Origin of the sequence: Streptomyces sp. NPDC050548 (assembly GCF_044457385.1) — a bacterium.
Lineage (GTDB): Bacteria > Actinomycetota > Actinomycetes > Streptomycetales > Streptomycetaceae > Streptomyces.
This window is the reverse complement of sequence record NZ_JBITGV010000008.1, coordinates 260,020-283,447: the sequence shown is the minus strand read 5'-3', so window position 1 is coordinate 283,447 and position 23,428 is coordinate 260,020. Positions and strand designations below refer to the sequence as shown.

27 protein-coding genes and 4 tRNA genes are annotated in these 23,428 nt (G+C 69.1%); 6 read left to right on the top strand and 25 right to left on the bottom strand.

The genetic code is table 11. The annotated features are described in order from the left end of the window. Nucleotides 1-503 precede the first annotated feature (503 nt). The 8 genes from rplL to ACIBJH_RS23740 all read right to left on the bottom strand — a co-directional run bounded on the left by rplL (nt 504) and on the right by ACIBJH_RS23740 (nt 5,928). On the bottom strand, nt 504-887 hold the full coding sequence (gene rplL, locus ACIBJH_RS23775; RefSeq protein WP_399118958.1) for a 50S ribosomal protein L7/L12: 384 nt from the start codon (nt 885-887) through the stop codon (nt 504-506). A 124-nt stretch (nt 888-1,011) separates the two neighbouring features. Further along, a complete protein-coding gene (gene rplJ, locus ACIBJH_RS23770; protein WP_033279978.1) occupies nt 1,012-1,542 on the bottom strand; it encodes a 50S ribosomal protein L10 in 531 nt (176 codons plus the stop codon). Nucleotides 1,543-2,014: 472 nt separating this feature from the next. Then, nucleotides 2,015-2,956: a hypothetical protein gene (locus tag ACIBJH_RS23765; protein WP_399118845.1), complete on the bottom strand. Its 942-nt coding sequence runs from the start codon at nt 2,954-2,956 to the stop codon at nt 2,015-2,017. A 158-nt stretch (nt 2,957-3,114) separates the two neighbouring features. Then, complete coding sequence (gene rplA, locus ACIBJH_RS23760; protein ID WP_200710700.1) at nt 3,115-3,840, bottom strand: 50S ribosomal protein L1; 726 nt, start codon at nt 3,838-3,840, stop codon at nt 3,115-3,117. 77 nt (nt 3,841-3,917) lie between these two features. Next, entirely contained in the window at nt 3,918-4,352 is a 435-nt protein-coding gene (gene rplK, locus ACIBJH_RS23755) for a 50S ribosomal protein L11 (protein ID WP_006383482.1), read from the bottom strand. Between the two features lie 168 nt (nt 4,353-4,520). Then, entirely contained in the window at nt 4,521-5,375 is an 855-nt protein-coding gene (nusG, locus tag ACIBJH_RS23750) for a transcription termination/antitermination protein NusG (RefSeq protein WP_399118844.1), read from the bottom strand. Between the two features lie 77 nt (nt 5,376-5,452). Next, nucleotides 5,453-5,740: a preprotein translocase subunit SecE gene (secE, locus tag ACIBJH_RS23745; protein ID WP_399118843.1), complete on the bottom strand. Its 288-nt coding sequence runs from the start codon at nt 5,738-5,740 to the stop codon at nt 5,453-5,455. Between the two features lie 115 nt (nt 5,741-5,855). After that, nucleotides 5,856-5,928, bottom strand: a tRNA-Trp gene (locus tag ACIBJH_RS23740). A 259-nt stretch (nt 5,929-6,187) separates the two neighbouring features. On the opposite strand from ACIBJH_RS23740, the gene ACIBJH_RS23735 reads away from it, so the two are divergent. Both ACIBJH_RS23735 and ACIBJH_RS23730 read left to right on the top strand, forming a co-directional pair. Next, nucleotides 6,188-7,414 carry a pyridoxal phosphate-dependent aminotransferase gene (locus ACIBJH_RS23735; protein ID WP_399118842.1) on the top strand — a complete coding sequence of 409 codons (1,227 nt, stop codon included), beginning with the start codon at nt 6,188-6,190 and terminating at the stop codon, nt 7,412-7,414. Between the two features lie 129 nt (nt 7,415-7,543). Beyond that, entirely contained in the window at nt 7,544-8,584 is a 1,041-nt protein-coding gene (locus ACIBJH_RS23730) for an adenosine deaminase (protein ID WP_399118840.1), read from the top strand. Here the strand turns inward: ACIBJH_RS23730 and ACIBJH_RS23725 are convergent. Both ACIBJH_RS23725 and ACIBJH_RS23720 read right to left on the bottom strand, forming a co-directional pair. Beyond that, nucleotides 8,565-9,230: a hypothetical protein gene (locus ACIBJH_RS23725; protein WP_399118839.1), complete on the bottom strand. Its 666-nt coding sequence runs from the start codon at nt 9,228-9,230 to the stop codon at nt 8,565-8,567. The two genes, ACIBJH_RS23730 and ACIBJH_RS23725, sit on opposite strands and share 20 nt — an antisense overlap. 42 nt (nt 9,231-9,272) lie before the next feature. After that, a complete protein-coding gene (locus ACIBJH_RS23720) occupies nt 9,273-9,887 on the bottom strand; it encodes a TetR/AcrR family transcriptional regulator (RefSeq protein WP_399118838.1) in 615 nt (204 codons plus the stop codon). A 104-nt stretch (nt 9,888-9,991) separates the two neighbouring features. Between ACIBJH_RS23720 and ACIBJH_RS23715 the strand changes: the two genes are divergently transcribed. After that, entirely contained in the window at nt 9,992-10,624 is a 633-nt protein-coding gene (locus ACIBJH_RS23715) for an NAD(P)-dependent oxidoreductase (protein WP_399118837.1), read from the top strand. 18 nt (nt 10,625-10,642) lie between these two features. On the opposite strand, the gene ACIBJH_RS23710 is transcribed toward ACIBJH_RS23715, so the two are convergent. The 8 genes from ACIBJH_RS23710 to ACIBJH_RS23675 form a co-directional block, all read right to left on the bottom strand. Further along, complete coding sequence (locus ACIBJH_RS23710) at nt 10,643-11,698, bottom strand: UDP-N-acetylmuramate dehydrogenase (RefSeq protein ID WP_399118835.1); 1,056 nt, start codon at nt 11,696-11,698, stop codon at nt 10,643-10,645. A 141-nt stretch (nt 11,699-11,839) separates the two neighbouring features. Then, entirely contained in the window at nt 11,840-13,294 is a 1,455-nt protein-coding gene (locus ACIBJH_RS23705) for a DHA2 family efflux MFS transporter permease subunit (protein WP_399118834.1), read from the bottom strand. Nucleotides 13,295-13,390: 96 nt separating this feature from the next. Beyond that, nucleotides 13,391-13,963, bottom strand: a complete 573-nt coding sequence (locus ACIBJH_RS23700) for a TetR/AcrR family transcriptional regulator (protein WP_399118833.1) — start codon at nt 13,961-13,963, stop codon at nt 13,391-13,393. 158 nt (nt 13,964-14,121) lie between these two features. Continuing rightward, nucleotides 14,122-14,550, bottom strand: coding sequence for a MaoC family dehydratase (locus ACIBJH_RS23695; RefSeq protein WP_399118832.1), 429 nt, complete (start codon nt 14,548-14,550; stop codon nt 14,122-14,124). Between the two features lies 1 nt (nt 14,551). Beyond that, entirely contained in the window at nt 14,552-15,004 is a 453-nt protein-coding gene (locus ACIBJH_RS23690; RefSeq protein WP_399118831.1) for a MaoC family dehydratase N-terminal domain-containing protein, read from the bottom strand. Between the two features lie 90 nt (nt 15,005-15,094). Next, nucleotides 15,095-15,259 carry a 50S ribosomal protein L33 gene (gene rpmG / locus ACIBJH_RS23685; protein WP_003948671.1) on the bottom strand — a complete coding sequence of 55 codons (165 nt, stop codon included), beginning with the start codon at nt 15,257-15,259 and terminating at the stop codon, nt 15,095-15,097. A gap of 88 nt (nt 15,260-15,347) precedes the next feature. After that, nucleotides 15,348-15,420: transfer RNA gene (locus tag ACIBJH_RS23680), tRNA-Met, on the bottom strand. Between the two features lie 46 nt (nt 15,421-15,466). Continuing rightward, nucleotides 15,467-15,539: transfer RNA gene (locus ACIBJH_RS23675), tRNA-Thr, on the bottom strand. Between the two features lie 267 nt (nt 15,540-15,806). On the opposite strand from ACIBJH_RS23675, the gene ACIBJH_RS23670 reads away from it, so the two are divergent. Together ACIBJH_RS23670 and ACIBJH_RS23665 are read left to right on the top strand one after the other, a co-directional pair. After that, a complete protein-coding gene (locus tag ACIBJH_RS23670) occupies nt 15,807-17,084 on the top strand; it encodes an amidohydrolase family protein (protein ID WP_399118830.1) in 1,278 nt (425 codons plus the stop codon). 282 nt (nt 17,085-17,366) lie between these two features. Beyond that, on the top strand, nt 17,367-18,023 hold the full coding sequence (locus ACIBJH_RS23665) for an NAD(P)H-binding protein (protein WP_399118829.1): 657 nt from the start codon (nt 17,367-17,369) through the stop codon (nt 18,021-18,023). A gap of 28 nt (nt 18,024-18,051) precedes the next feature. Here ACIBJH_RS23665 and ACIBJH_RS23660 read toward each other — a convergent pair whose 3' ends face one another. The 4 genes from ACIBJH_RS23660 to ACIBJH_RS23645 all read right to left on the bottom strand — a co-directional run bounded on the left by ACIBJH_RS23660 (nt 18,052) and on the right by ACIBJH_RS23645 (nt 20,260). Continuing rightward, nucleotides 18,052-18,264 (bottom strand): hypothetical protein, encoded by a 213-nt coding sequence (locus ACIBJH_RS23660; protein ID WP_399118828.1) that lies wholly within the window; start codon nt 18,262-18,264, stop codon nt 18,052-18,054. Nucleotides 18,265-18,311: 47 nt separating this feature from the next. Next, nucleotides 18,312-19,124: a polysaccharide lyase family 7 protein gene (locus ACIBJH_RS23655; RefSeq protein WP_201051077.1), complete on the bottom strand. Its 813-nt coding sequence runs from the start codon at nt 19,122-19,124 to the stop codon at nt 18,312-18,314. 247 nt (nt 19,125-19,371) lie between these two features. Beyond that, nucleotides 19,372-19,902: a hypothetical protein gene (locus ACIBJH_RS23650; protein ID WP_399118827.1), complete on the bottom strand. Its 531-nt coding sequence runs from the start codon at nt 19,900-19,902 to the stop codon at nt 19,372-19,374. Between the two features lie 276 nt (nt 19,903-20,178). Next, nucleotides 20,179-20,260, bottom strand: a tRNA-Tyr gene (locus tag ACIBJH_RS23645). Nucleotides 20,261-20,494: 234 nt separating this feature from the next. On the opposite strand from ACIBJH_RS23645, the gene ACIBJH_RS23640 reads away from it, so the two are divergent. Beyond that, on the top strand, nt 20,495-20,983 hold the full coding sequence (locus ACIBJH_RS23640; RefSeq protein ID WP_200715184.1) for a YajQ family cyclic di-GMP-binding protein: 489 nt from the start codon (nt 20,495-20,497) through the stop codon (nt 20,981-20,983). 110 nt (nt 20,984-21,093) lie between these two features. Here the strand turns inward: ACIBJH_RS23640 and ACIBJH_RS23635 are convergent, their stop codons facing one another. From ACIBJH_RS23635 to ACIBJH_RS23625, 3 genes are all read right to left on the bottom strand, one after another. Continuing rightward, a complete protein-coding gene (locus ACIBJH_RS23635; protein ID WP_200679136.1) occupies nt 21,094-21,360 on the bottom strand; it encodes a GlsB/YeaQ/YmgE family stress response membrane protein in 267 nt (88 codons plus the stop codon). Nucleotides 21,361-21,571: 211 nt separating this feature from the next. Next, nucleotides 21,572-22,138, bottom strand: a complete 567-nt coding sequence (locus ACIBJH_RS23630; RefSeq protein WP_399118826.1) for an SMI1/KNR4 family protein — start codon at nt 22,136-22,138, stop codon at nt 21,572-21,574. 118 nt (nt 22,139-22,256) lie between these two features. Continuing rightward, nucleotides 22,257-23,426 (bottom strand): barstar family protein, encoded by a 1,170-nt coding sequence (locus ACIBJH_RS23625; RefSeq protein WP_399118825.1) that lies wholly within the window; start codon nt 23,424-23,426, stop codon nt 22,257-22,259. Nucleotides 23,427-23,428: the final 2 nt, after the last annotated feature.

Below are 23,428 nucleotides of genomic sequence, written 5' to 3'. Positions count from 1 at the left end.
CCCCACTCGCGCACAGAGACAGAAGTCCCAGGTCAGGGACGATCCGATCGTCGGTGCTAGAGCGAGGGCATGCCCCTGGTGACGGGCAGGGAGCAGCTAACAGGCAGCGCAAAGGGTCAGTGTAGCCACTTGGCGCACTGATGTCCAGCCCCGCTTTTTTGAGACCCTCGTCGTGCTCAACACCCTCGGCAAGCTCACGTCCTCAACGCGTTGATACTGCCCTCTTCGTCGCCGATCCATGCCTCGGATTCGGATCGTTGTGACGACGCGTCCTGAGAATTGCGCGCTGCGTGCGGTTCGTCAAGACCTCCATGGCCCACCCCACATGCCACCAGGGTGCTCGGAGGCACGAAGAAGATCACCATACTCCGCGAACCCCTGGCCGCAAGGCCGCCGCTCGCCCGACCCAGGAACGCCGAAGAGCGACCACCCAGATGGATGATCGCTCTTCAGTGCTCAGGCGTTACAAGGTCCTTGGGACCTCGTCCACGACCTGGAAGGTGTTACTTGACCTCGACGGAGGCGCCGGCGGCCTTGAGGGACTCGGCGGCCTTCTCGGCGACGTCCTTGGCGACCTTCTCGACGACGGGCTTCGGGGCGCCGTCCACGAGGTCCTTGGCCTCCTTCAGGCCCAGCGAGGTCAGCTCACGCACGACCTTGATGACCTGGATCTTCTTCTCGCCGGCACCCGTGAGGATGACGTCGAACTCGTCCTGCTCGGCCTCGGCCTCGACCGGGGCGCCCGGGGCGGCGGGGCCCGCGACGGCGACCGCGGCGGCGGCGGTGACGTCGAACTTCTCCTCGAACGCCTTCACGAACTCGGAAAGCTGGATGAGGGTCATGGTCTCGAACTCGGCGAGCAGTTCGTCCTGGGTGAGAGCCACGATGGCTTCCTTCCACTAATTTTCGGCTGGTGCCGGTGTGTACATGTCTGGCGGGCGTACGTTCGGCCCGCTACGACCGTTGCCGTGCGGCGCGGAGCCTCAGGCGGCGGTCATGCTGCGAGCCGAATTACTCGGCACCGCCCTGCTCTTCTTGCTTGGCGCGAAGGGCGTCCACCGTGCGGACGAGCTTCGACGGGAGCGCCTGGAAGAGCTGCGCAGCCTGAGTCTGCTTGCCCTTGAAGGCACCCGCCAGCTTGGAGAGCAGAACCTCGCGGGACTCAAGGTCCGCGAGCTTCTTGATCTCGTCGGCGGACAGCGCCTTGCCGTCAAGGACACCGCCCTTGATGACGAGGTTCGGGTTGTCCTTGGCGAAGTCACGAAGACCCTTCGCCGACTCCACCGGGTCACCGGTGATGAAGGCGACCGCCGTCGGACCGTTGAACAGGTCGTCGAGCGTAGAGATCCCGGCCTCGTTGGCCGCAATCTTGGTCAGCGTGTTCTTCACCACGGCGTACTGGGCGTTCTCACCGAGCGAACGACGCAGCGTCTTGAGCTGCGCCACGGTGAGACCCCGGTACTCGGTCAGCACGGCGGCGTTCGAGTCGCGGAACTGTCCCGCGAGCTCGGCTACCGCGGCAGCCTTGTCGGGCCTTGCCATAGAGCGTCGGCCTCCTTCCGGGTGATGAGGACCGCTCAGAAGGGGCTGGGACAGAGAAAACGCCCCGGCGCAGGCGCACGGGGCGTAGCTCAACCGGAAACAGCGTTCCCGGGAGCACATCCAGTTCACCTGCGCGGGTCGTCCACTGTTCAGCGGATCCTTCGGTCACCGCGCCCTCTTACGAGCACACGGCAACGACCAGCGGTCTTTGGCTTCTCCCGAAGAGTACGGGACCCACACACGCCCAAGCAAATCCGCCCGTACGGCTCAGCCCCGGGCGTCCTTCATCAGCCGGGCGAGGTCGGTGGTGTCCTTCACCGACGGGACGGTGACCGTCCCCAGTGCTTGCCGCCCAGCTCCTTGGCCGCCTCGGTCACGGCCGCCGCGGGCGCCATGTCCGGCGAGGAGCGGAGCGGCGAGACCTGCACCGGTCTCTCGTGAATTCCCTTGGTTCCAGGGCGAGTTGGGCGGCTCAGGAGCTGGTGCCCGACCCGGTCGCCGTGTCGGAGCTGCCCGGGGTCACGCCCTGCTTCTTCAGCAGCGTCATGAAGTCCTCGGTGTCGCTCGCCGGAGGCACGGTGGCCTCGACCTTCACGCCGTAGTCGCTGTAGTAGGCGGTCTGGCTGTACTCGCCCGACGACATCTCGCCCTTCTCGACCTTCTTGACCAGCAGGTCCTTGGCGTTGATCCAGATGTCGACCTGCTCCGTGGAGACACCGGCCGAGGTGAGCTGCTTCTTCAGGCCTTCGAGCTGGCTCGCCGTGAGGTTGGAGTTCTTCGAGGCGAGGTCGGCGACGTTGACCGTGCCCGAGTAGTGCGTGGTCTGCTGGCCGCGGACCGACTCCGTACCGACCTTCTTGACGTCCCCGGAGGCGAGCAGGAGCTTCACCGACTGGTTCGGGGTGGAGTTCTGCATCTGGTCCTTGAGGTACGCGCCGGAGCTGCCGCCGAGCTTGGCGAGGTCGTCGTACGCGTACTTGATCCAGTGCTTGCCGCCGGCCTGCGCGGCGAACTTCTCGCCCATCTTGGCGTAGTAGGCGTCGGGCAGATAGCGCGCCTCCATCGAGGTGCTGCCGGCCGCGCGCATCGCGTCGGCCATCGAGCCGCCGGTGTAGTTCATCGTGAGCGTGCCGCTGATGCCGTCGCTCCAGCCGAGGTTGCCCTTGGCGTCCATGGACATCAGGGAGCCGAGGACCGTCGAGGACTCGACCTTGGCGGAGTCGGCCTTGTCCGTGGACTGCTCGGCGGTGCGCAGGGCCGCTATCGGGCTCACATGGGCCGTGCCCTTGCCGACCGTCTTGTCGTCCTTGCCGGAACCCCCTGAGGAGCCCGTGGAACTGCAGGCGGCCACCGAGGCCAGCGCGGTCCCCAACGCGATCGAGAGACCCATCCTGCGCACGGTACTGCTCTTCATCCGTCCCCCACCCCTAAGCGATTGCTGTGCCTGCCCCAAACGCTAGCGCAGAGCACTGACACCCCGTACGAAAGAGGACGAGCCCCGCACCTCGAAGGTTGCGGGGCTCGTCCAATTCTGACGCGTACGCGACGCGGCTACCGGGGTGAGCGCGGGGCTCAGACGGCGGCCGGGTCCTCCTCGACGAGGAGGTTGCGGGTGCGGTTCGGGTCGAGCGGAATGCCGGGGCCGATCGTGGTGCTGATCGCGGCCTTCTTGATGTAACGACCCTTGGCGGCGGACGGCTTCAGACGGAGGATCTCCTCCAGGGCCGCGCCGTAGTTCTCCACCAGCTGGGTGTCGTCGAAGGACGACTTGCCGATGATGAAGTGCAGGTTCGAGTGCTTGTCGACGCGGAACTCGATCTTGCCACCCTTGATCTCGGTGACAGCCTTGGCGACGTCCGGGGTCACGGTGCCGGTCTTGGGGTTCGGCATGAGACCACGGGGACCGAGCACGCGGCCGAGGCGGCCGACCTTGCCCATGAGGTCCGGGGTGGCGACGACGGCGTCGAAGTCCAGCCGGCCCTTCGCCACCTCGTCGATGAGTTCGTCGGAGCCGACGATGTCGGCGCCCGCGGCGGTCGCGGCCTCGGCACGGTCACCGGTCGCGAAGACCAGGACCCGGGCGGTCTTGCCGGTGCCGTGCGGGAGGTTCACGGTGCCACGGACCATCTGGTCGGCCTTGCGCGGGTCGACACCCAGGCGGAAGGCGACCTCGACGGTGCCGTCGAACTTGGAGGTGGAGGTCTCCTTGGCGAGACGGACGGCCTCAAGCGGGGCGTAGAGCTTGTCCCGGTCGATCTTGGCGTCCGCAGCGCGGAGAGACTTGCTGCGCTTGCTCACTACTGCTCCTGATGTGTTCTGAGGAGTCGTGGTACGGACCGAGCAGGTCCCACCACAATCACTTCTGCGGGTGAAGGTCAGCCCTCGACCGTGATGCCCATGGAACGGGCGGTGCCGGCGATGATCTTCGACGCGGCGTCCAGGTCGTTGGCGTTCAGGTCGGGAAGCTTGGTCGTGGCGATCTCGCGGACCTGCGCCTGGGTGATCTTGGCGACCTTGGTCTTGTGCGGCTCGCCGGAGCCCTTCTCGACACCCGCGGCCTTGAGGATCATCTTCGCGGCCGGCGGAGTCTTGGTGATGAAGGTGAAGGAGCGGTCCTCGTAGACCGTGATCTCCACCGGGATCACCCAGCCACGCTGCGACTCGGTCGCCGCGTTGTAGGCCTTGCAGAACTCCATGATGTTGACGCCGTGCTGACCGAGCGCGGGGCCGACCGGCGGGGCCGGGTTCGCCGCACCGGCGTTGATCTGGAGCTTGATAAGCCCCGTGACCTTCTTCTTCTTGGGAGGCATTGCTCTCTCCGGGTCCTAGTGAGAGTTTTCGGCCCCCGTCCGGTTAATCCGGATGGAGGCATACCGCACAACGATAACGGGTATCCATGCGCGGCCAAAAACCGAGCAGGTCAGAGAGGCTTTTGACAGCCCGTCTGACCTGCTCGGAAGACGTACGTCCAGGGAGAACTAGTTCTTCTGGATCTGGTCGAAGGACAGCTCGACCGGCGTCTCGCGGCCGAAGATCTCAACGAGACCCTTGACCTTCTTCGAGTCGGCGTTGATCTCGTTGATGGTCGCCTGCAGCGTCGCGAACGGGCCGTCGGTGACGGTGACCGAGTCGCCGACCTCGAAGTCCAGCACCTGGACCTCGACCTTGCGCTGCGGAACCGGCTTGCCCTCGGCCTCGGCCGCCTCGCGGGCGGCCTTCTCCTCGGCCTCCGGGGCGAGCATCTTGACGATCTCGTCCAGGGTCAGCGGGTACGGGTCGTAGGCGTTGCCCACGAAGCCGGTGACACCAGGGGTGTTGCGGACGACGCCCCAGGACTCGTTCGTCAGGTCCATGCGGACCAGGACGTAGCCCGGGAGCTTGTTCTGCTTGATGGTCTTGCGGTCGCCGTTCTTGATCTGGACGACCTCTTCCTGCGGCACCTCGGCCTGGAAGATGTAGTCCTCGACGTTCAGCGAGACGGCGCGCTGCTCCAGGTTGGTCTTCACGCGGTTCTCGTAGCCGGCGTACGTGTGGATGACGTACCACTCGCCGGGCAGGAGACGCAGTTCCTCGCGCAGGGCGACCACCGGGTCGACGGGCTCGGCCGGTTCGGCCTCTTCGTCGTCCTCGGCCACGGTCTCGTCGTCGAGGTCCTCGGTCGCTTCCTCGTCCTCGTCCTCGACGTGCAGGGCGGCTTCCTCGGCGGGCTCGCCCGCGTCGGCGTCGGCAGCCTCGACCTCGTCCAGCTCCTCGTCCGCGCCCTCGACGATGTCGAGTTCGTCTTCCACGGACTCGTCCGGCTCGACGGCCTCGTTCAGGTTCGGGTCAGACACGTGGCTGCTTCTTCCTGGATACATGGGGGTGGAACACGCGAAAGGGGCGCCGGTCAGGGCGCCCTTCGCTTCCGGCCTCAGCCGAAGACGTACTTCGCGGCGTGATTCAGTCCGTAGTCAATCACGGTCACCAGACCGATCATGATGACGACGAAGACGATCACGACGGTCGTGTACGTCGTCAGCTGGTTGCGCGTCGGCCAGACGACCTTGCGGAGTTCCGCGACGATCTGGCGATAGAAGATGCCGAGTCGCTTCAGCGGGCCCTTCTTGGCGCGCTTACCGCCCTTGCGGGCCTTCTTGTTGGACTCCGACACCTCGTCCTGGGCATCAGGCATGTCGATGGAGCCCACGGCGTCCGCCATTCATCCTCACCTGTTCCCGGGTCGTGGCCGTGCCGCGCCCGGTCTGAGCCGCACGGCGGTGCATTGCTGTACGTACATGCGCTGCGCACACATCTCTTGATGAAGGTGTGTGTAGCAGGGCCGGAGGGACTTGAACCCCCAACCGCCGGTTTTGGAGACCGGTGCTCTACCAATTGAGCTACGACCCTTTGTGACATCCCCAACGTACCGCATCCACCCGGGTGCTCGGTGTGCACCAAGTAGGGCGCGGCTGCTGAAGGCCAACGAGGTAGGAGTGTACGTGCTCCTGGGGCGGTCGTCGAACAGAAAGTGCCTGTACGGGGATTGCCGACGGAAGATCGCCCAGGCGGGAGCGGGAATCCGGACGGTTGTTCAACGCCCGCCCGATCCTGTTCAGTCTGTGAAACCGGTGTGCCGGGCGGGTTTCGGGTCTGAAACGATGGGCCCATGAGCGCCTCAATCCCTCCCACCGAGCGCCGGGTCTCCGCCCGAGTCGGCGCGATCTCCGAGTCCGCCACCCTCGCCGTGGACGCCAAGGCCAAGGCCCTCAAGGCCGCCGGACGTCCGGTGATCGGCTTCGGCGCGGGTGAACCGGACTTCCCGACTCCGGACTACGTCGTCCAGGCCGCGATCGAGGCCTGCTCGAAACCCAAGTACCACCGCTACACCCCGGCCGGCGGTCTGCCGGAGCTGAAGGCCGCGATCGCCGCGAAGACGCTGCGCGACTCGGGCTACGAGGTGGACGCCTCGCAGATCCTCGTCACCAACGGCGGCAAGCAGGCCATCTACGAGGCCTTCGCCGCGATCCTCGACCCGGGCGACGAGGTCATCGTCCCTGCGCCGTACTGGACGACGTACCCGGAGTCGATCCGCCTCGCGGGCGGTGTCCCCGTGGACGTCGTCGCCGACGAGACGACCGGATACCGCGTCACCGTCGAGCAGTTGGAGGCGGCCCGCACCGAGAACACCAAGGTCGTTCTCTTCGTCTCGCCGTCCAACCCGACCGGCGCCGTCTACAGCGAGGCCGAGGCCGAGGCGATCGGCCGCTGGGCCGTCGAGCACGGCCTGTGGGTCATGACGGACGAGATCTACGAGCACCTGGTCTACGGCGACGCGAAGTTCACCTCGCTGCCGGCGATCCTCCCGGAGCTGCGCGACAAGTGCATCGTGGTCAACGGCGTCGCCAAGACGTATGCGATGACCGGCTGGCGGGTGGGCTGGATCATCGGCCCGAAGGACGTCGTCAAGGCCGCGACCAACCTCCAGTCGCACGCCACGTCGAACGTCTCGAACGTCGCCCAGGTCGCCGCGCTGGCCGCCGTCTCCGGTGACCTGACGGCCGTGGCGGAGATGCGCGAGGCCTTCGACCGCCGTCGTAAGACGATCGTGCACATGTTGAACGAGATCGACGGTGTGCTCTGCCCGGAGCCCGAGGGCGCGTTCTACGCCTACCCGTCGGTCAAGGCCCTCCTCGGCAAGGAGATCCGCGGCAAGCGTCCGCAGGACTCGGTCGAGCTGGCCGCGCTGATCCTGGAGGAGGCCGAGGTCGCGGTCGTCCCGGGCGAGGCCTTCGGGACCCCCGGTTACCTTCGGCTGTCGTACGCCCTGGGTGACGAGGACCTCGTCGAGGGCGTCAGCCGCATCCAGAAGCTGCTGGCGGAGGCCACGGACTGAGTTTTCGTACCTCCACGCGCGCGTGCGGGCCGTTTCCCTCCGGGGAGGCGGCCCGCTGCTTTGTGCGAGCAAGGCCACTATCGGGGAAAGTGGTACCGGCACCGCGGGAACGTACGGCAGGATTCCCGGATGGAGCGTGTACGTGATGTCTCTGAACTGCCGAAAGCCCATCTGCACCTGCACTTCACCGGGTCGATGCGGCCGACCACCGTGCTGGAGCTGGCCGACAAGTACGGCGTACGACTGCCGGACGCCCTGACCGAGGCGCTGACCAGCGGGGAGCCGCCGAGGCTGCGGGCGACGGATGAGCGGGGCTGGTTCCGCTTCCAGCGGCTCTACGACGCCGCGCGGTCGTGCCTGCGGGAACCCGAGGACATCCAGCGGCTGGTGCGCGAGGCCGCCGAGGAGGACGTCAGGGACGGCTCGGGCTGGCTGGAGATCCAGGTGGACCCGACGTCGTACGCGCCGCGCCTGGGCGGCCTGATCCCGGCGCTGGAGGTCATCCTGGACGCGGTGGAGACGACCTCCCGTGAGACCGGGCTCGGGATGCGGGTGCTGGTGGCCGCGAACCGGATGAAGCACCCGCTGGACGCGCGCACGCTGGCCCGGCTGGCGGTGCGCTACGCGGACCAGGGTGTGGTCGGTTTCGGCCTCTCGAACGACGAACGCCGGGGTATGGCACGGGACTTCGACCGGGCCTTCGCGATCGCCCAGGAGGGCGGCCTGCTGTCAGCCCCGCACGGCGGCGAACTGGCGGGCCCGGCCTCGGTGCGCGACTGCCTGGACGACCTGCACGCGACCCGGATCGGCCACGGCGTACGCGCGGCGGAGGACCCGCGGCTGCTGAAGCGGCTCGCCGACCGGGGCATCACCTGCGAGGTGTGCCCCGCCTCGAACGTGGCCCTGGGCGTCTACGAGAAGCACGAGGACGTGCCCCTGAGGACCCTCTTCGAGGCCGGCGTCCCCCTGGCGCTGGGCGCCGACGACCCGCTCCTGTTCGGTTCCCGGCTGGCGGCCCAGTACGAGATCGCCCGCCGTCACCACGCCTTCTCGGACCGCGAACTGGCCGAACTGGCCCGGCAGTCGGTACGGGGTTCGGCGGCCCCGGAGGACATGAAGACCAAGCTGCTGTCGGGCATCGACGACTGGCTCAGCGCCCCGGTCTCTTGAAGTGGGCGTAGGGCGGATACGGCTTGAAACAGATCAGGACCTCGTGAGGGTGACCGCCCCCGCGCGTGGGCTCCAGCTCGTACTGCAGGCTGTCCATGAACGCCGACTGTCCCTTGACGACCCCCTTGTGCCGCGGCCCGAAGCCGGCCGCGTAGGCGAAGGCGGTGGCCGCATAGGAGAACGCCTCACGCCCGCCGATGAGGAAGTACGTCCGCGCGTGCGTGGTGTGCCGCAACAGACCGCGGTCGTACGGCCGCTCCAGCCACGCGCGCGCGTGCCGCTCGGTACGGGCCTCGTCCGTGCGCACGGTGAGCGGTGTGCCGCGCCCCAACCCCCGCCGCAGTTCGGGCCACTTGGAGGGCCGCAGCCCCGCCTCCGAGTGCGCCAGCACCAGGTCGACCAGCTCCCCGCACCCCTCGTCGGGCGGCACGCAGTCCCGCAGCGGAACGTGCACGATGGTGTGCCGCGAGTGGGCGGCGAACGAGAACAGCCCCGCGAGTCGGCTCAGTCCGTCGTGGTCCCCCATGAGCATCCCGATCGGCGCCGGCTCGCGCAGTGAGGTGTGGCGCAGGGGTTGCCTGGGCTGCACGACACGGTGTTCGTGGGGGCCGGTCCTGGGCCTGAACTGCGTGAGTCTCAGCTCCACTTGGCGTGCCTCTTGGTGTGCCTCATACGGCAAGGGTCGCGGTCAGGCGGGGTCCTGGGCAACGGAGATTCCGCCCAGCAGCGTCCTGGCGATGCGGGGCGCGAACTCGTCCACGGGCGGGCGTACGCCGGTCTGTGTCGCCTCGTAGGCGAACACGCGCTGTGCGCAGGCGCCGAGGAGGAGGGACGCGGCGGCGAAGGTGTCCACGTCACGGCGGACACGGCCGGCGGCCTGTTCGGCGCGGAGGTAGGCGTCGAGGGCCTCGATCGGCTTGTGGGGGCCGGAGCCGAGCTGTCGCAGTGCCTCGTCATGGCGTCGCTTGAGCTGGGTCTCGGCGTACAGGGAGGCGGCGATCGGGAAGCTCTGCTCGTAGAAGAGGGCCGCCTGGCGGGCGATCTCGGTGAGGTTGTCCTCCAGGGAGTGCTGTCCGGGCTCGGCGGCGAGGCTGTGCAGCAGCGGGGTCAGCTGGGGCAGCCGTTCGGAGAGGACGCTGATGAACAGCTCCTCCTTGCTCGCGAAGTACTTGTAGAGCGCGGCTTCGGAGCAGCCCGCGGCCTTCGCGATCTCTTTGGTGGTCGCCCGGGCCAGCCCGACGGTGAACATCAACTCGTGGGCGGCGTCGAGGATGCGGACCCGGGCGGGCTTCGAGGATTCCATGGCCGGTCCGTTCGGGCTTGACGGGTGGGTGAGTGCTTACCCACTCTAGAGGGAGGCAGGGGTGAGTGAATGCTCACCCACCCTGTGAGGCTGAGGAGCAGGCCATGAAGCTCACCGTTTTCGGTGCCACGGGAGGCATCGGTCAGGAGATCGTCCGCCAGGCGCTGGCCTCGGGTCACCGGGTGACAGCGGTCGTCCGGGATCCCGTGCGGCTGGCCGTGCGGGGCGAGGGCCTGGAGGTGTTCCGCGCGGACCTCACCGACCCGGAGGCGCTGCGCCCCGCGGTCGCCGGCCGGGACGCGGTCCTCTCGGGGCTCGGTGCCCACAGCCGCAAGGACGCGGGGGTCGCGACCCGGCTCACGCGGACGGTTCTGGCGGCGATGGAGGCGGAGGGGACGCGCCGGGTGCTGGTGGTGAGCGCCGGTCCGGTCGGCCCCGCCCCGGCGGGCGCGGGTCTCCTCGACCGCACCGCGCTCGGGCTGATCTCGGCGCTCCTGAAGGACGTGTACGCCGATCTGCGGGAGATGGAGGCGGAGTTGGCCCGCAGTACGACCGACTGGACCTCGGTCCGCCCACCGCGCCTGCAGAACAAGCCGGTGACCGGCACGTACCGCACGGTCGTGGGCGGCTTCCCGGACAAGGGCCGGTTCATCGCCCGCGCGGACGTGGCTCACGCGATGCTGGCGATGACCGACGATCCCGGGACGGTCAAGCAAGGGGTGGGGGTGGCCTATTGAGCCCCTCCGGGGGCGCTTTCAGAGGCTGACGCCGACCGTCACGGGCTCGTTGACGAGGGTGATCCCGAAGGTGTCGTGGACGCCCGTGACGACCTCGCGGGCCAGGGCGAGCAGGTCGGCGGTGGTCGCCTCGCCCCGGTTGGTGAGGGCGAGGGTGTGCTTGGTGGAGATGCGGGCGGGCCCGCTGCCGTAGCCCTTGGTGAAGCCCGCCTTGTCGATCAGCCAGGCGGCGGAGGTCTTGGTGTGCCCCTCCCCCGCCGGATAGGCGGGCGGCTCCGCGCCCTCCCCGAGGCGCTCCCGCACGCGCGCGTGGAACGCGGTGAACTGCTCCTCGGTGAGGATCGGGTTGGTGAAGAAGGAACCGGCCGACCAGGTGTCGTGGTCCTCGGGGTCCAGGACCATGCCCTTGCCGGCGCGCAGCGCGAGGACGGTCTCGCGGGCCTGCGCGAGCGGCACCCGGTCGCCGGGCTCGACGCCGAGGACACGGGCCGTCTCGGCGTACTTGACCGGCGCCGACAGCCCGTCCGCGTCTTCCAGCCGGAAGCGGACGCGCAGCACCACGTAGCGCTCGGGCTCGGCCTTGAAGCGGCTGTGGCGGTACGAGAAGGCGCACTCCTCGTTGGTGAGCGTGACCGTCTCACGGGTCGTGCGGTCGTAGGCGACGACCTCGGTGATGGTGGCGGAGACCTCCTGGCCGTACGCCCCCACGTTCTGGATCGGGGTCGCGCCCGCCGAGCCGGGGATCCCGGCGAGGCACTCGATCCCGGCGAGCCCGGCCTCCACGGTGCGGGCGACGGCGTCGGTCCACACCTCTCCGGCGGCCAGCTCCAGCCGTGTGCCGTCGAGGGCGAAGCCGCGGGTGGCGATGCGCAGGGCGGTGCCCTCGAACCCCTTGTCCCCGATGACGAGGTTCGAGCCGCCCCCGATGACCAGCAACGGCGTCCCGGTGTCGTCGGCCGCGCGGACGGCGTCGATCACCTCGGCGTCGGTGCCGGCGGTGATCAGACGGGTCGCGGGACCGCCCAACCGGAAGGTGGTCAGCGGGGCGAGGGGAGCGTCGTGGAGTTCCTGCACGGGGCCAAGACTACGAGACGGGACCGACAACGCCGGGCGCGGTGGGGTGGCGCGCACGCGCGCGTGGGGCCCCACCGGAGTTGGTGGGGCCCCACGCGCGCGTACCGGTTGTGCGTTCTCGGTCGTGCCGGTTGTTCGTTCTCAGCGGCCGGCCGACTCCATGACCGACTCGGACCCGGCGCTGTCGGCCGACTCGGCCACCTTCACCAGCTCCGCCGCGCGGCGCCGCGTCGGGATCAGCAGGGTCGCGATCCCGGCGAGGGCGACCACTCCCGAGCCGGTGACCAGCGCGGGCTTCAGTCCGTCGACGAAGCTCTGTCCGGTCTCGTAGCCGCCCTGCGCCGAGAAGATCGACGCCATGATCGCGACACCGAGGGCGCCACCCACCTCGCGGAGCGCGTTGTTGGCGCCGGAGGCGATGCCCTGTTCCGAGGGGCGGACGCTGGACATGACCAGGTTGGCGGCCGGTGCGAAGAACAGGGCCATGCCGATCCCGCTGAGGATCAGACCGGGCAGCTGGGCGGCGTAGGAGACGTCGGTGGTGACGATGTACGCCATGTAGCCGAGCCCTGCGGCCTGGAGGAAGAGGCCGGCGGCGACGACCGGGCGGCCGCCGACGCGGTCGGACAGGATGCCGGCGACGGGCGCGACCAGCATCGGCATACCGGTCCAGGGGAGCATCCGCAGGCCCGCCTCGGTGGGCGAGTAGCCGAGGACGCCCTGCATGTACTGGCTGAGCAGGAAGATCGACCCGAACATCCCGAGGAACATCAGCAGGCTCGCCGCGTTGATGCCGGAGAAGGCGCGGGAGCGGAACAGCCGCATCGGGAGCATCGGGTTCTTGGCGTTGACGCTGTAGAGGACGAAGCCGGCGAACAGCGCGCTCCCGGCGAACAGTCCGGTGAGGACGAGCGGGCTGGCCCATCCGTCGGCGGGGCCGCGGACCAGGCCGTAGACGATCCCGAAGAGGCCGCCGCTGGCGAGGAGGGTGCCGGGGAAGTCGAGCGGGGCGCCGGTGCCGTGGGACTCGGAGAGGCGGAGGCGGGCGAGCGGGATGAGGGCCAGGCCGAGCGGGACGTTCAGCCAGAAGATCCAGTGCCAGGAGACGTGTTCGGTGAGGCTGCCGCCGATGAGCGGTCCGGAGGCGACGGCGAGTCCGTTGACGGCGCCCCAGATGCCGTAGGCCATGCCGCGCTTGGCGGCGGGTACGGCCGCGGTGAGCAGGGTCAGTGTCAGCGGCATCATGATCGCCGCGCCGACGCCCTGCACCGCGCGGGCCGCGATCAGGGACTCGATGCCGGTCGCCATGGCCGCGGCGGCGGAGGCGCCGGTGAATATCGTGATGCCCACGAGGAAGAGCCGGCGGCGGCCGAACCGGTCGCCGAGGGCCGCGCCGAACATCAGCAGGACGGCGAAGGTGAGCGTGTAGGCGCTCACGGTCCATTCCAGGTCGCCCAGCGCGCCCCCGAGGTCCTTGCGGATGGAGGGCAGGGCGGTGGTGACGACGAGGTTGTCGAGGGCCGCCATGAATCCGGCGACGCTGGTGATGACGAGGGCCCAGACCATGCCCCCGCGCGGTGCGGTCTTTTCTGACATCGCTCCCCCAGTGGGTGATCGCTACTGGTGATTAGTTATTGATGACTAACTTTGATGGTCATGAAAAGGCGCAGAAAATCCGCCTCTCGCCCGCCGCTACGACTTCTCCAGCCGACCGGTGACACGGGCCTCCGGGTACATCCCCTCCCAGACCTTGTGCTCGGGCGGGAAACCCATGGCCGCAAGGGTGTTGATCAGCATTCCGTGCGCCATGAAGGTCGCGGTGTCGTTCACATCCGCCCCCATGGCCAGATGCACGATGTCCCAGAGCCTCATCCAGCCCTTGCGTACGGCCTCGCCGAACTCGTGGTCGCCCTCCGCCTCGGCGGCGGCCACCGTGATGTAGGTCTGCATCTGCATCTGGAGCTTCTCGGGATACTCCGTGATGAGCCGCACATAGGCGTCGGCCATGGCATGCACGGCCTCTTCGCCCTCCAGCCCCTTGGACGACTCCTCCACGACCCGGCACACGTCCTCGACACACCTGAGCGAGGCCGCCGCGAAGATCGCCTTCTTGCCCGGGAAGAGCCGGAAGAGATACGGCTGCGAGACACCGACCCGCTTGGCGATCGCCTCCGTGGAGGTGCCGTAGTACCCCCGCTGCGCGAACTCGGCGATCGCCGCGCGGACTACGCTCTCGCGCCTCTCTTCTGCGCTCATCCTGACCATGCGAGAAAGTTAGTACTCAATCACTAACTACGTCAAGAGGTGTGGGCCACGGCACACGGGCGGGCCGGGTGGTGTCACTGCAAGTCACCAAGTCGGCCCGGGCCGACCGACACGTAAGGGGCGCCCGCAATGGCGGACACCCCTTACCTCGGCTCAGTTCACGCCAGTCGTACGACGGCTCGTGACATCCCGAGCACCTTCTGACCGGCGCTGGTCGCCACGAGGTCCACGCGGACCGTGTTGTCGTCGAGCTTGGCGGCGACCTTGGCGCTGACCTCGACGGTCGCGCCCTGGTCGTCGTTCGGGACGACGACGGGCTTGGTGAAGCGGACTCCGTACTCGACGACCGCGCCCGGGTCTCCGGCCCAGTCGGTGACCACCCGGATCGCCTCGGCCATGGTGAACATGCCGTGCGCGATGACGTCCGGAAGTCCGACCTCCTTGGCGAACTTCTGGTTCCAGTGGATCGGGTTGAAGTCCCCGGAGGCGCCCGCGTACTGGACGAGAGCGGCGCGCGTCACGGGGAAGGTCCGGGCCGGCAGTTCGGTGCCGACCTCGATGTCGTCGTACGCGATCTTCGCCGTCATGTCAGTTCCCCTCCGCCGCGCGGGCCACGAGCTTGGTCCAGGCGGTCACCACGTGTTCGCCGGCCTCGTCGTGGACCTCGCCGCGGATGTCCAGGATGTCGTTGCCCGCCATCGACTTGATCGCCTCGATCGTGGAGGTGACCGTGAGGCGGTCGCCGGCGCGCACGGGGCGGACGTAGACGAACTTCTGGTCGCCGTGCACCACGCGACTGTAGTCGAGGCCGAGTTGCGGGTCCTGGACGACCTGTCCCGCGGCCTTGAAGGTGATGGAGAAGACGAAGGTCGGCGGGGCGATCACATCGGAGTGTCCGAGCGCCTTGGCGGCCTCCGGGTCCGTGTATGCCGGGTTGGCGTCCCCCACCGCCTCCGCGAACTCACGGATCTTCTCCCGGCCCACCTCGTAGGGGTCGGTGGGCGGGTAGGTCCGCCCCACGAAGGACTGGTCGAGCGCCATGCCTCGGCACCTCCTGATGGGTCTGCTCTGCTGATAACGACACGAGGCCGCCCCCAACGTGCGGGGACGGCCTCGTGTACGAGCCTGTATTTATCGCGTTTCGCGGTGCGCGGTGTGCGCATTGCAACGCGGGCAGTGCTTCTTCATCTCCAGTCGGTCCGGGTTGTTACGCCGGTTCTTCTTGGTGATGTAGTTCCGCTCCTTGCACTCCACGCAGGCCAGCGTGATCTTCGGGCGGACGTCGGTGGCAGCCACAGGAGTGCTCCTTGACGAACGGATGGGACTATGAACGCATAACAGAGTAGCCGATCGAAGGACCGACCCCACAATCGGCTACTGTCAGTAGCGGTGACCGGACTTGAACCGGTGACACAGCGATTATGAGCCGCTTGCTCTACCGACTGAGCTACACCGCTGTGATGGGATTGGTTCCCACCTTGCGGTAGGAACCTCTCACACCAGAGCCCCAATACGGAATCGAACCGTAGACCTTCTCCTTACCATGGAGACGCTCTACCGACTGAGCTATTGGGGCGAGCGATGAAGACATTACACGCTCCGCCGCCGTTCACCCAAATCCGTTTCGCGGCACCGCTCCAGCCGCTTCCACGGCCCTCCCAGCGGCCTCGGGACCCCCTCCCGTACGGGGGACCACACCGGTACGACTATTGCGCTCCTCCCGGCCGCGAGCGGATCACCGCCCTAGGCTCGACTCACTCTGCGTGATCTTGCGCCCCTCTGCGCAGCCCCCCACCGTGAGCCCCGAAGCCGAGCCCGCGAAGCCCTGAGCCCCTGGAGCGCGATGCCCGACAGCCAGCCCCAGCCGTCCCACTCGTCATCGGGTTCGTCGGGTTCCTCGGGCTCGTCGGGACCGGCCGACCCGGCCGCGCTCCTGCTGTGCGGGGCCCGGCTGACCGACGGCAGGACCGTGGACGTACGGCTGGGCGGCGGGCGCATCGAAGCGGTCGGCACGGCGGGCAGCCTGGCGACGGACGCCACGCGCGCGTGCGGCGCGCGCGTGGACCTCAGCGGCTACCTCCTCCTCCCGGCCCCGGTCGAACCGCACGCGCACAGCGACACCGCGCTGTCGGCCGAGAACGGCGGACCGGTCTCCTACGACCCCCAGGACGTCCAGCGCCGCGCCACGGAGGCCGCGTTGCTGCAACTCGGCCACGGGGCGACGGCGCAGCGGGCACACGTGCGCGTGGGGGACGTCCAGGGGCTGGGCGCGCTGGCCGCCGTACTCCAGGCGCGGCGGGCGTTGCGCGGGCTGGCGGAGTTGACGGCGGTGGCGATGCCCCGGCTGCTGACCGGGGTGGCGGGGGCGGACGGGCTCGCGATGCTGCGGGACGCGCTGAAAATGGGTGCCTCCGTAGTGGGCGGTTGTCCAGATCTGGACCCCGATCCGACGGGGTATGTCGAAGCGGTCCTTGAGGTCGCGTCCGAGCACGGCTGCCCGGTCGACCTGCACACGGACGCCGCCGACCCGACCCGCCTGGCCCGGCTGGCGGCCGTCGCGGGCGGGCTGCGGCCCGGGGTGACGCTCGGCCCGTGCGGCGGTCTGGGGCGGCTGCCCGCGGACACGGTCACCCGCATCGCGGACCAACTGGCCGCGGCCGGCGTGACGGTGGTGTGCCTGCCGCAGGGCGGCTGCGGCGGCGTCGACCGGCGGGGCACGGCTCCCGTACGACTGCTGCGCACGGCCGGCGTCCAGGTGGCCGCGGGCAGCGGCGCCCTGCGTGACATGTCCAACCCCGTGGGCCGCGGTGACCCCTTGGAGGCGGCCTACCTGCTCGCCTCACGGCACGGGATGCGGCCCGAGGACGCGTACGACACGGTGAGTTCGTCGGCGCGGACGGCGCTCGGTCTGCCCGAGGTGCGGGTCGAGGCGGGGTTTCCGGCCGAACTGCTCGCGGTGCGCGGCGACCGGCTCGCGGGCGCGCTCTCGTTGGCGTACAGCCGGATCGTGGTGCACCGGGGGCGCGTGGTGGCACGGACGAGCGCGGTGCGGGAGTACTGCAACACGGCGGCGGGCGCGGAGTTGGGGCTGCCGCGGCAGGGTCGGGGCGAGGTGTCGTGAGCCGGGTCGGAGGCGGGGCGCGGTGCCTGAGCTGCTCGATCTGACCCGAGGCGGAAGCGGGGCGCGGTCCGTGAGCCGCTCGACGGGACCGGAAGCACGGGGTGGGCGCGGCGCGTGAGCCGCTCGGTGTGACCCGCTGCCGCTCTGGGGCGCACGCCTGGGGCGCGAAGACCCGCGCGCATCCCTGCTCGCGCGCCCGGCGCGTGCGGCACGGGGGTGTGCTGCCGGGACGCGGCTGAAGTCATGCGGCGCGTGCGGCTGTCCGGGCGTACGGTCGAAGGCATGCGCATTGTCATCGCTGGAGGTCATGGTCAGATCGCGCTGCGGCTGGAGCGCCTGCTCGCCGCGCGTGGTGAAGAGGTCGCGGGCATCATCCGCAACGCCGGGCAGAGCGACGATCTGCGGGCGGCCGGCGCCGAACCGCTCGTCCTCGACCTGGAGTCGGCCTCGGTCGAGGAGGTCGCGGCGCTGCTGCGGGGCGCGGACGCGGCGGTCTTCGCGGCGGGCGCGGGCCCGGGCAGCGGCACGGCCCGGAAGGACACGGTGGACCGGGGTTCGGCGGTGCTGTTCGCCGACGCGGCGGTCCTGGCGGGCGTACGACGTCATGTCGTCGTGTCCTCGATGGGCGCGGATCCCGCGCACCCCGGGGACGGCGTGTTCGACGTGTACCTGCGGGCCAAGGGCGAGGCCGACGCGTATGTACGCGGCCTGGATGCCCTGGACTGGACGATTCTGCGCCCCGGTTCGCTGACGAACGACGCCGGCCGGGGTCTGGTCCGCCTGGAGGCCCACACCGGGCTCGGTTCGATCCCGCGTGACGATGTGGCCGCCGTACTCGCGGAGTTGGTGGAGACGCCGGCGACGGCGGGCCTGACGCTGGAGCTGATCGGTGGGTCCGCGCCGGTGTCGGTGGCGGTGAAGTCGGTGGCGGGGAACTGAGGTTGTCCGCCGGACGTTCTCCTACTGCCTAGAACAGGGGCATCTGGCCCGGGAAGTCCGGCACCGCGTAACCGTCCAACGCGGGCTGGGCCGCCCCGAGTTCCGCCTGTCGGCGCGAGCCGGGGCACGACACGAGCTCGCCGCTCTCGCGTGCGCCGGGCGGATCGTGGCGCGCGAACCGTCCGGCGACGACGGCGATCTCTCGACGGCACTCGGGGCAATTCCTGCGGCGTGACGACATGGGATCAGTCTGCCCCGCCGCAGGCCGCGTCGGCCGTCGAGGCTCGCTCAGCTGTGGGAGACGGTGAGTCCGTAGAAGGCGACCCGGGCACCCTTGGTGGTGCTGTCGGAGGACGACTGGTTGTACGAACCGGCCTTGAAGTACTGCTTGTAGGCGTTGAAGGACGACGGGATGGCGTAGTGCGTGGTGCTCCCGTTGACCGTCAGGTTGATGGTGTTGCCGCCCGAGACACCGATCGTGTAGCTCCACGTCTTGCCGACGGCCACATTGCCGACGGTGTGCAGCGTCTGGCCGCCGTCGGGCGAGTTCTCCGTGCCGAGGACGATGTCGCCGCTCGACCGGTAGTACAGCTCCAGCAGCGGCTTGGTGGACGTGCCTCCCGTGCCGAGGTGGATCTGGCCCACGCAGACGTTCGACGTGACGGAGACGACCCGTAGCGTCGCCTTCATCGTGTGCGTGCCGCTGAGCGACCAGTTGGCGGCGCTGCCGCTGCGGTTCATCTCCCGCAGTTCGGAGCGGGCGTAGTTCGAGTTGGGCGTGGTGACGCCCTTCTCCGGCGCCCAGAAGGTCATCGCGCCGTCGCGGGTGTCCGTGTAGAAGTACGAGTCCTGGAAGCCGTTGGCCCCCTGGAGGCGGGCCGACGAGATGGTCGTGGGCGAGCCGGGGGAACCCACCGGCTCTTGGAGCTGCCACACCCCCAGGTCGAAGTTCCCGCCGGGCGCGACGGTCGGGTCGGCGAGGGGTGCGGCGACGGCGCCGGTGACGTTGGTACTGCCCGACGCGGCCGGAGCGGCAAGGGCCAGCCCACCGGTGACGGCGGTGACGGTGGCCAGGGAGGTGAGCAGCGTACGCATGCGCATGGGGGGTGCCTTCCTGTCTGCTCGATGGACTCGGTTGGCGATGCCTGTTCATGTAGATGAACTTTGTGTTTCAATATGAACACGATGCCGCGACAGTAGGGCTGTGGCACGATCACGTCAAGACTTTGGTCCATACCAGGGTGACGGGGGCGCCGAGTTGCCGGCGTGCGGCATCGAGCAGGCGGGCGTAGCGGTTTCAGTGACGGCCTCGTTCAAGTCGGCCGCTGCGAGCCGGACTTGAGGATCTCTAGTCGGCCTTCGTCCACCTGTTGCAGCCAGTGGTGGTGAACGCCTTGTCCGTGGACGCAATGGTGACCGTCGTCCGCCCCTTGGTGTTTCCGTTGGCGATGATGTCCCGCAAGTCGCCGGAAGTGCTGCTCAGTCGAGCCCAGTAGCAGTTGGGGACGAGCCCGCCCTGTGGGCCGTCCGTGCGGTATGTGCCGGGTTCGATGTCCTTGCCGACCACGTACGTACCGTCCCCAGGAATCTCACCGGAACGCGCCTTCTGGGCAGTGCCGGAGCTGTCGGTCGACGAGGTTTCTGTCGCGGTGGAGGTTGCCGTGACGGTGACCTTCGGCGTCGCCGGAGTGTCCGTCGAGCCGCCGGCGCCCGCGTAGCCGGCGACGGCTCCGATCGCGAAGCCGATCACGATGGCCGCGACGTGCGTCAGGACGCCCTTGCTCAACCTCCCCCACAGAGGTCGAGGAGAGGCGCTGCTCTGCCGCCCGTCCTGCCGCAGCGGGCCTTCCGGGGGCCCTGATGGGGCACCGGCTGTCATGCCCTCAGCGTGCGCCTGCCCAACGCCGTCCGCATCTCGTCCATATGAGCCTCGGACGCACCGGCGCGCAGATGACGAACCGAGCTGGTCCTCGCAACCGGTCGGCCCCTCGACCTGGGCCGCGTATGGTCCGGAAGACCTGATCAGCCGGGGATCCTTGCGTCACAGCGTGAGACAGGTCACCCGGTTTCGGCCCCATGCGAAAGATCGCCCCTGGACAGGAAAAGACCCCCTCCAGTCCGCGTTCCCGCAGATTGGAGGGGGTCTACCTACATGTGGCGGCGCCAGGGTTCGAACCTGGGTAGGCTGAGCCGGCAGATTTACAGTCTGCTCCCTTTGGCCGCTCGGGCACACCGCCGGGGTTGCTGCCTCTCCTACCGCTTTTCGGCGGTGCTCCGTGGCAACGACGTAAACGATACCCGATGCGTGGGGGTGCTTCGCCACCCGATAGATCGGCGCCCGGAGGGGAGCGGGTGGCTAGGCTTATACGGATGCGGCCCGGCGCCTACACCGGGCTCGGCGGCTGTCCCCACGCACGCCGATACGCAGTGACACGCATCGATACGCACCCCGATACAAGGAGCCACAGGACATGGCCGACTCCAGTTTCGACATCGTCTCGAAGGTCGAGCGGCAGGAGGTCGACAACGCCCTCAACCAGGCCGCCAAGGAGATCTCGCAGCGCTACGACTTCAAGGGCGTGGGTGCCTCGATCGCATGGTCCGCCGAGAAGATCCTCATGGAGGCGAACTCCGAGGAGCGGGTCAAGGCGGTGCTCGATGTCTTCCAGTCCAAGCTGGTCAAGCGCGGCATCTCGCTGAAGGCGCTGGACGCCGGTGAGCCTCAGCTCTCCGGCAAGGAGTACAAGATCTTCGCGTCCATCGAGGAGGGCATCTCCCAGGACAACGCGAAGAAAGTGGCGAAGATCATTCGCGACGAGGGTCCCAAGGGCGTGAAGGCCCAGGTGCAGGGCGACGAACTGCGGGTCAGCTCGAAGAGCCGCGACGACCTTCAGGCCGTGCAGGCCCTGCTCAAGGGCAAGGACTTCGACTTCGCGCTGCAGTTCGTCAACTACCGGTAGAACCACGGCTCGCGCGCCCGGCGCGCAGCGGTACGAGGAAGGGTGGGTGCCCGTCGGCACCCACCCTTCTCCTCTGCCGGCTGCGGTACGGGGGCGCGCTGGGACAGGTCCTAGTTGCGCGAGTTGCCGAAGAAGATGCGGTAGGCGATCAGGAGGACGAGTGCGCCGCCTATCGCCGAGGCCCAGGTGGCGCCGTCGTAGAAGTTCTTGGCGACCGGGTGGTCCAGCCAACGGGCCGATATCCAGCCGCCGATGAACGCGCCCGCGATGCCGATGACGGTCGTACCGATGAAGCCGCCCGGGTCGCGGCCCGGCAGCAGGAATTTGGCGATGGCTCCGGCCAACAGTCCCAGGATGATCCAGCTGATGATGCCCATGCCGTGAACCTGCCCTTTCGCGCTGTGCTCGCACTGATCCGGAGCTGTGAATTCCGCCCGGACAGGCTGTGTTCGTAGGTCCTTGCCCACGGCCTGTCGCTGCATGTTCCGCCGTGTCGATGAACAGGACGTCACGGATGCGTGTGGTGGTTGCAGGCATCGGCGGGGCGGCGCCGGGTGGGGCGGGACGGTCGGCCGTGCCGGCAGTCGGTCAGGACGCCTGCGGCGTCGTGCGTATGCGGAAGTCGTCCCACGGCTCGGGCTCGATGCCGATGTTGGCGTCGATGTACCAGCCCGTGCCGTCGAGCCAGCCCTGGAGCCACTCGGCGAGGCTGGGCGCGTCCACGTACCACGCGTGGTCCGCCTCGTCCGCGTTCGGTTCGTAGAGCAGCACGGTGGCCTGCGGGGTTCGGCAGTCCACGCACGCGTACATCGCGCAGCCCCAGTGGGATATCGGCAGGACGCCCTCGGGCCAGGGCCAGTCGGGGTCCTTGCGTCCGCTCTCGCGGTTGGCGAGGTACTGCGTGACGGCGGCGGGCTCGCCGGCGGGCGGGCTGTCGAGCAGGGGCAACAGGCCGTACTCCGGGCCGAATCCACCGTCTCCTATGCGCGAGTAGAGCGCCGCGAGCAGTGGGGGCAGGCTGAAGCCCAGGGTGGCCTCGGCGCGGGTCACCGTGGCCTCGTCCACCGGGGCGGGGAGTGAAGTCCAGCCCCACGGCAGGGTGTTGCGGGCCTCGGCGGCCACCCGGGTCAGCAGTCGCTGCTCGTTCTCGGTCATGGCTTCATAGTGCAACGCGCCACTGACAATCGGGGCGGCCTGTGGACAACCCGGCGGATGTGGACAACCCGGCAGTTGTGGAGAACCAGTTCACCCGGTGGGGTCCGGTGGCGAGCGGTCAGGCCAGGCGGACGTCGACGTGTTTTTCGGCGAGGAGGGCGAGCAGTTCCTCGAACGTCGGTGGGCGTGGGCCGGTGAGTGGGGTGAGGCCGAGGCAGGTGCGGGCGACGGTCGCGTCGTGCCAGACGAGGGTGAAGGGCAGGGCTGCTCCCCAGCGACCGCACAGGCAGTCCTCCAGGGCGGCGACGCCCCAACCGAAGTATCCGCCGGGGCCGTTCATCGCCTCGCCGAGAGCGCAGAAGAAGCCCTGCGGGTCGGTGATGTGCCTGCCGTCGAGGTGGTAGGTGGTGCCCGGTCGCCGGTCCGGGGCGCCGTGGGGGTGGTTCGCCAGCGCGGTGTCGAGCCAGAACTGGCGGCCCTCCGCGTCGCAACCGGCCCAGCGGCCGGGCTCGGAGGGGCGCCCCTCGCCCCACAGGTCCCACACCTCCCGGGCCGCGAGCGGTGGCCGTTCCGCCCAGGGGTCGAGGGTGAGGTCGACCAGGCCGGGGCCGCGCGCGGACGGGATCCAGGCCCGCAACTCGCCCTCGGTGGCGGGCTGCAGGGGCCGGCCCGAGGAGTCGATGCGCAACACCTTGGCGTGGCCGAGGTCCTCGTCCCCGCTGTCCATGGCCGCCCTCAGCGCGCCGCGCGGGGAACAGCCCAACAGGCGCACGGGAGGGTCCAGCGGTTCGGGCCGGTCCTCCTGGGGATGGGCCAAGTCCCGGCACCCGCCCCAGGGTTCACCGTCCGGGCCCAGCAGCCGGTAGCCCGGGGAGAGCGGTGGGCAGTGCGGGTAGTCGTACGGGTTGTCGTCGGACGGTCGCCCCTCGACGGTGACGTCCCTCAGGGACAGGTCACGCGCGCAGGGGCGGTCGCCGACCACCCGTACGTCCTCCAGCCACCAGTCCCCGTCCATTCCCGCGCCGGTGCCGGTCTTGTCGAGGATCTCCAGGGTGAGCAGGCCGAGCGGCGCCGAACCGTCGGCACGCGCGCGTGCGAGGGCTGCGGCGAGTTCGCCCTCGGGTGCGCAGCCGAGCAGTTCGTACGTCTCCCGGATGGGTGGGGGCGGGTCGGCGAAGAGGTCGTCGGCGTCCTGGCACAGGGCCCAGGTCTGCTCGTACCCGTGCTCGCCGGTGGACTCGGAGCCTTCGTCGTACGACAGCAGGACGTACTTCGGCGCCCCCACCACGG

Bases quoted from the DNA above. Each gene is read 5' to 3' on its own strand.
- ACIBJH_RS23715 (WP_399118837.1), top strand. From the start codon at position 9,992: ATGAAGCTCACCGTTTTCGGTGCCACGGGAGGCATCGGTCAGGAGATC.
- ACIBJH_RS23655 (WP_201051077.1), bottom strand. From the start codon at position 19,124: ATGCGCATGCGTACGCTGCTCACCTCCCTGGCCACCGTCACCGCCGTC.
- secE (WP_399118843.1), bottom strand. From the start codon at position 5,740: ATGGCGGACGCCGTGGGCTCCATCGACATGCCTGATGCCCAGGACGAG.
- ACIBJH_RS23670 (WP_399118830.1), top strand. From the start codon at position 15,807: ATGCCCGACAGCCAGCCCCAGCCGTCCCACTCGTCATCGGGTTCGTCG.
- rplJ (WP_033279978.1), bottom strand. From the start codon at position 1,542: ATGGCAAGGCCCGACAAGGCTGCCGCGGTAGCCGAGCTCGCGGGACAG.
- ACIBJH_RS23720 (WP_399118838.1), bottom strand. From the start codon at position 9,887: ATGGAATCCTCGAAGCCCGCCCGGGTCCGCATCCTCGACGCCGCCCAC.
- ACIBJH_RS23705 (WP_399118834.1), bottom strand. From the start codon at position 13,294: ATGTCAGAAAAGACCGCACCGCGCGGGGGCATGGTCTGGGCCCTCGTC.
- ACIBJH_RS23630 (WP_399118826.1), bottom strand. From the start codon at position 22,138: ATGACCGAGAACGAGCAGCGACTGCTGACCCGGGTGGCCGCCGAGGCC.
- ACIBJH_RS23730 (WP_399118840.1), top strand. From the start codon at position 7,544: ATGGAGCGTGTACGTGATGTCTCTGAACTGCCGAAAGCCCATCTGCAC.
- ACIBJH_RS23765 (WP_399118845.1), bottom strand. From the start codon at position 2,956: ATGAAGAGCAGTACCGTGCGCAGGATGGGTCTCTCGATCGCGTTGGGG.
- ACIBJH_RS23700 (WP_399118833.1), bottom strand. From the start codon at position 13,963: ATGGTCAGGATGAGCGCAGAAGAGAGGCGCGAGAGCGTAGTCCGCGCG.
- ACIBJH_RS23650 (WP_399118827.1), bottom strand. From the start codon at position 19,902: ATGACAGCCGGTGCCCCATCAGGGCCCCCGGAAGGCCCGCTGCGGCAG.
- ACIBJH_RS23665 (WP_399118829.1), top strand. From the start codon at position 17,367: ATGCGCATTGTCATCGCTGGAGGTCATGGTCAGATCGCGCTGCGGCTG.
- ACIBJH_RS23635 (WP_200679136.1), bottom strand. From the start codon at position 21,360: ATGGGCATCATCAGCTGGATCATCCTGGGACTGTTGGCCGGAGCCATC.
- ACIBJH_RS23660 (WP_399118828.1), bottom strand. From the start codon at position 18,264: ATGTCGTCACGCCGCAGGAATTGCCCCGAGTGCCGTCGAGAGATCGCC.
- ACIBJH_RS23640 (WP_200715184.1), top strand. From the start codon at position 20,495: ATGGCCGACTCCAGTTTCGACATCGTCTCGAAGGTCGAGCGGCAGGAG.
- ACIBJH_RS23695 (WP_399118832.1), bottom strand. From the start codon at position 14,550: ATGACGGCGAAGATCGCGTACGACGACATCGAGGTCGGCACCGAACTG.
- rplK (WP_006383482.1), bottom strand. From the start codon at position 4,352: ATGCCTCCCAAGAAGAAGAAGGTCACGGGGCTTATCAAGCTCCAGATC.
- ACIBJH_RS23735 (WP_399118842.1), top strand. From the start codon at position 6,188: ATGAGCGCCTCAATCCCTCCCACCGAGCGCCGGGTCTCCGCCCGAGTC.
- ACIBJH_RS23690 (WP_399118831.1), bottom strand. From the start codon at position 15,004: ATGGCGCTCGACCAGTCCTTCGTGGGGCGGACCTACCCGCCCACCGAC.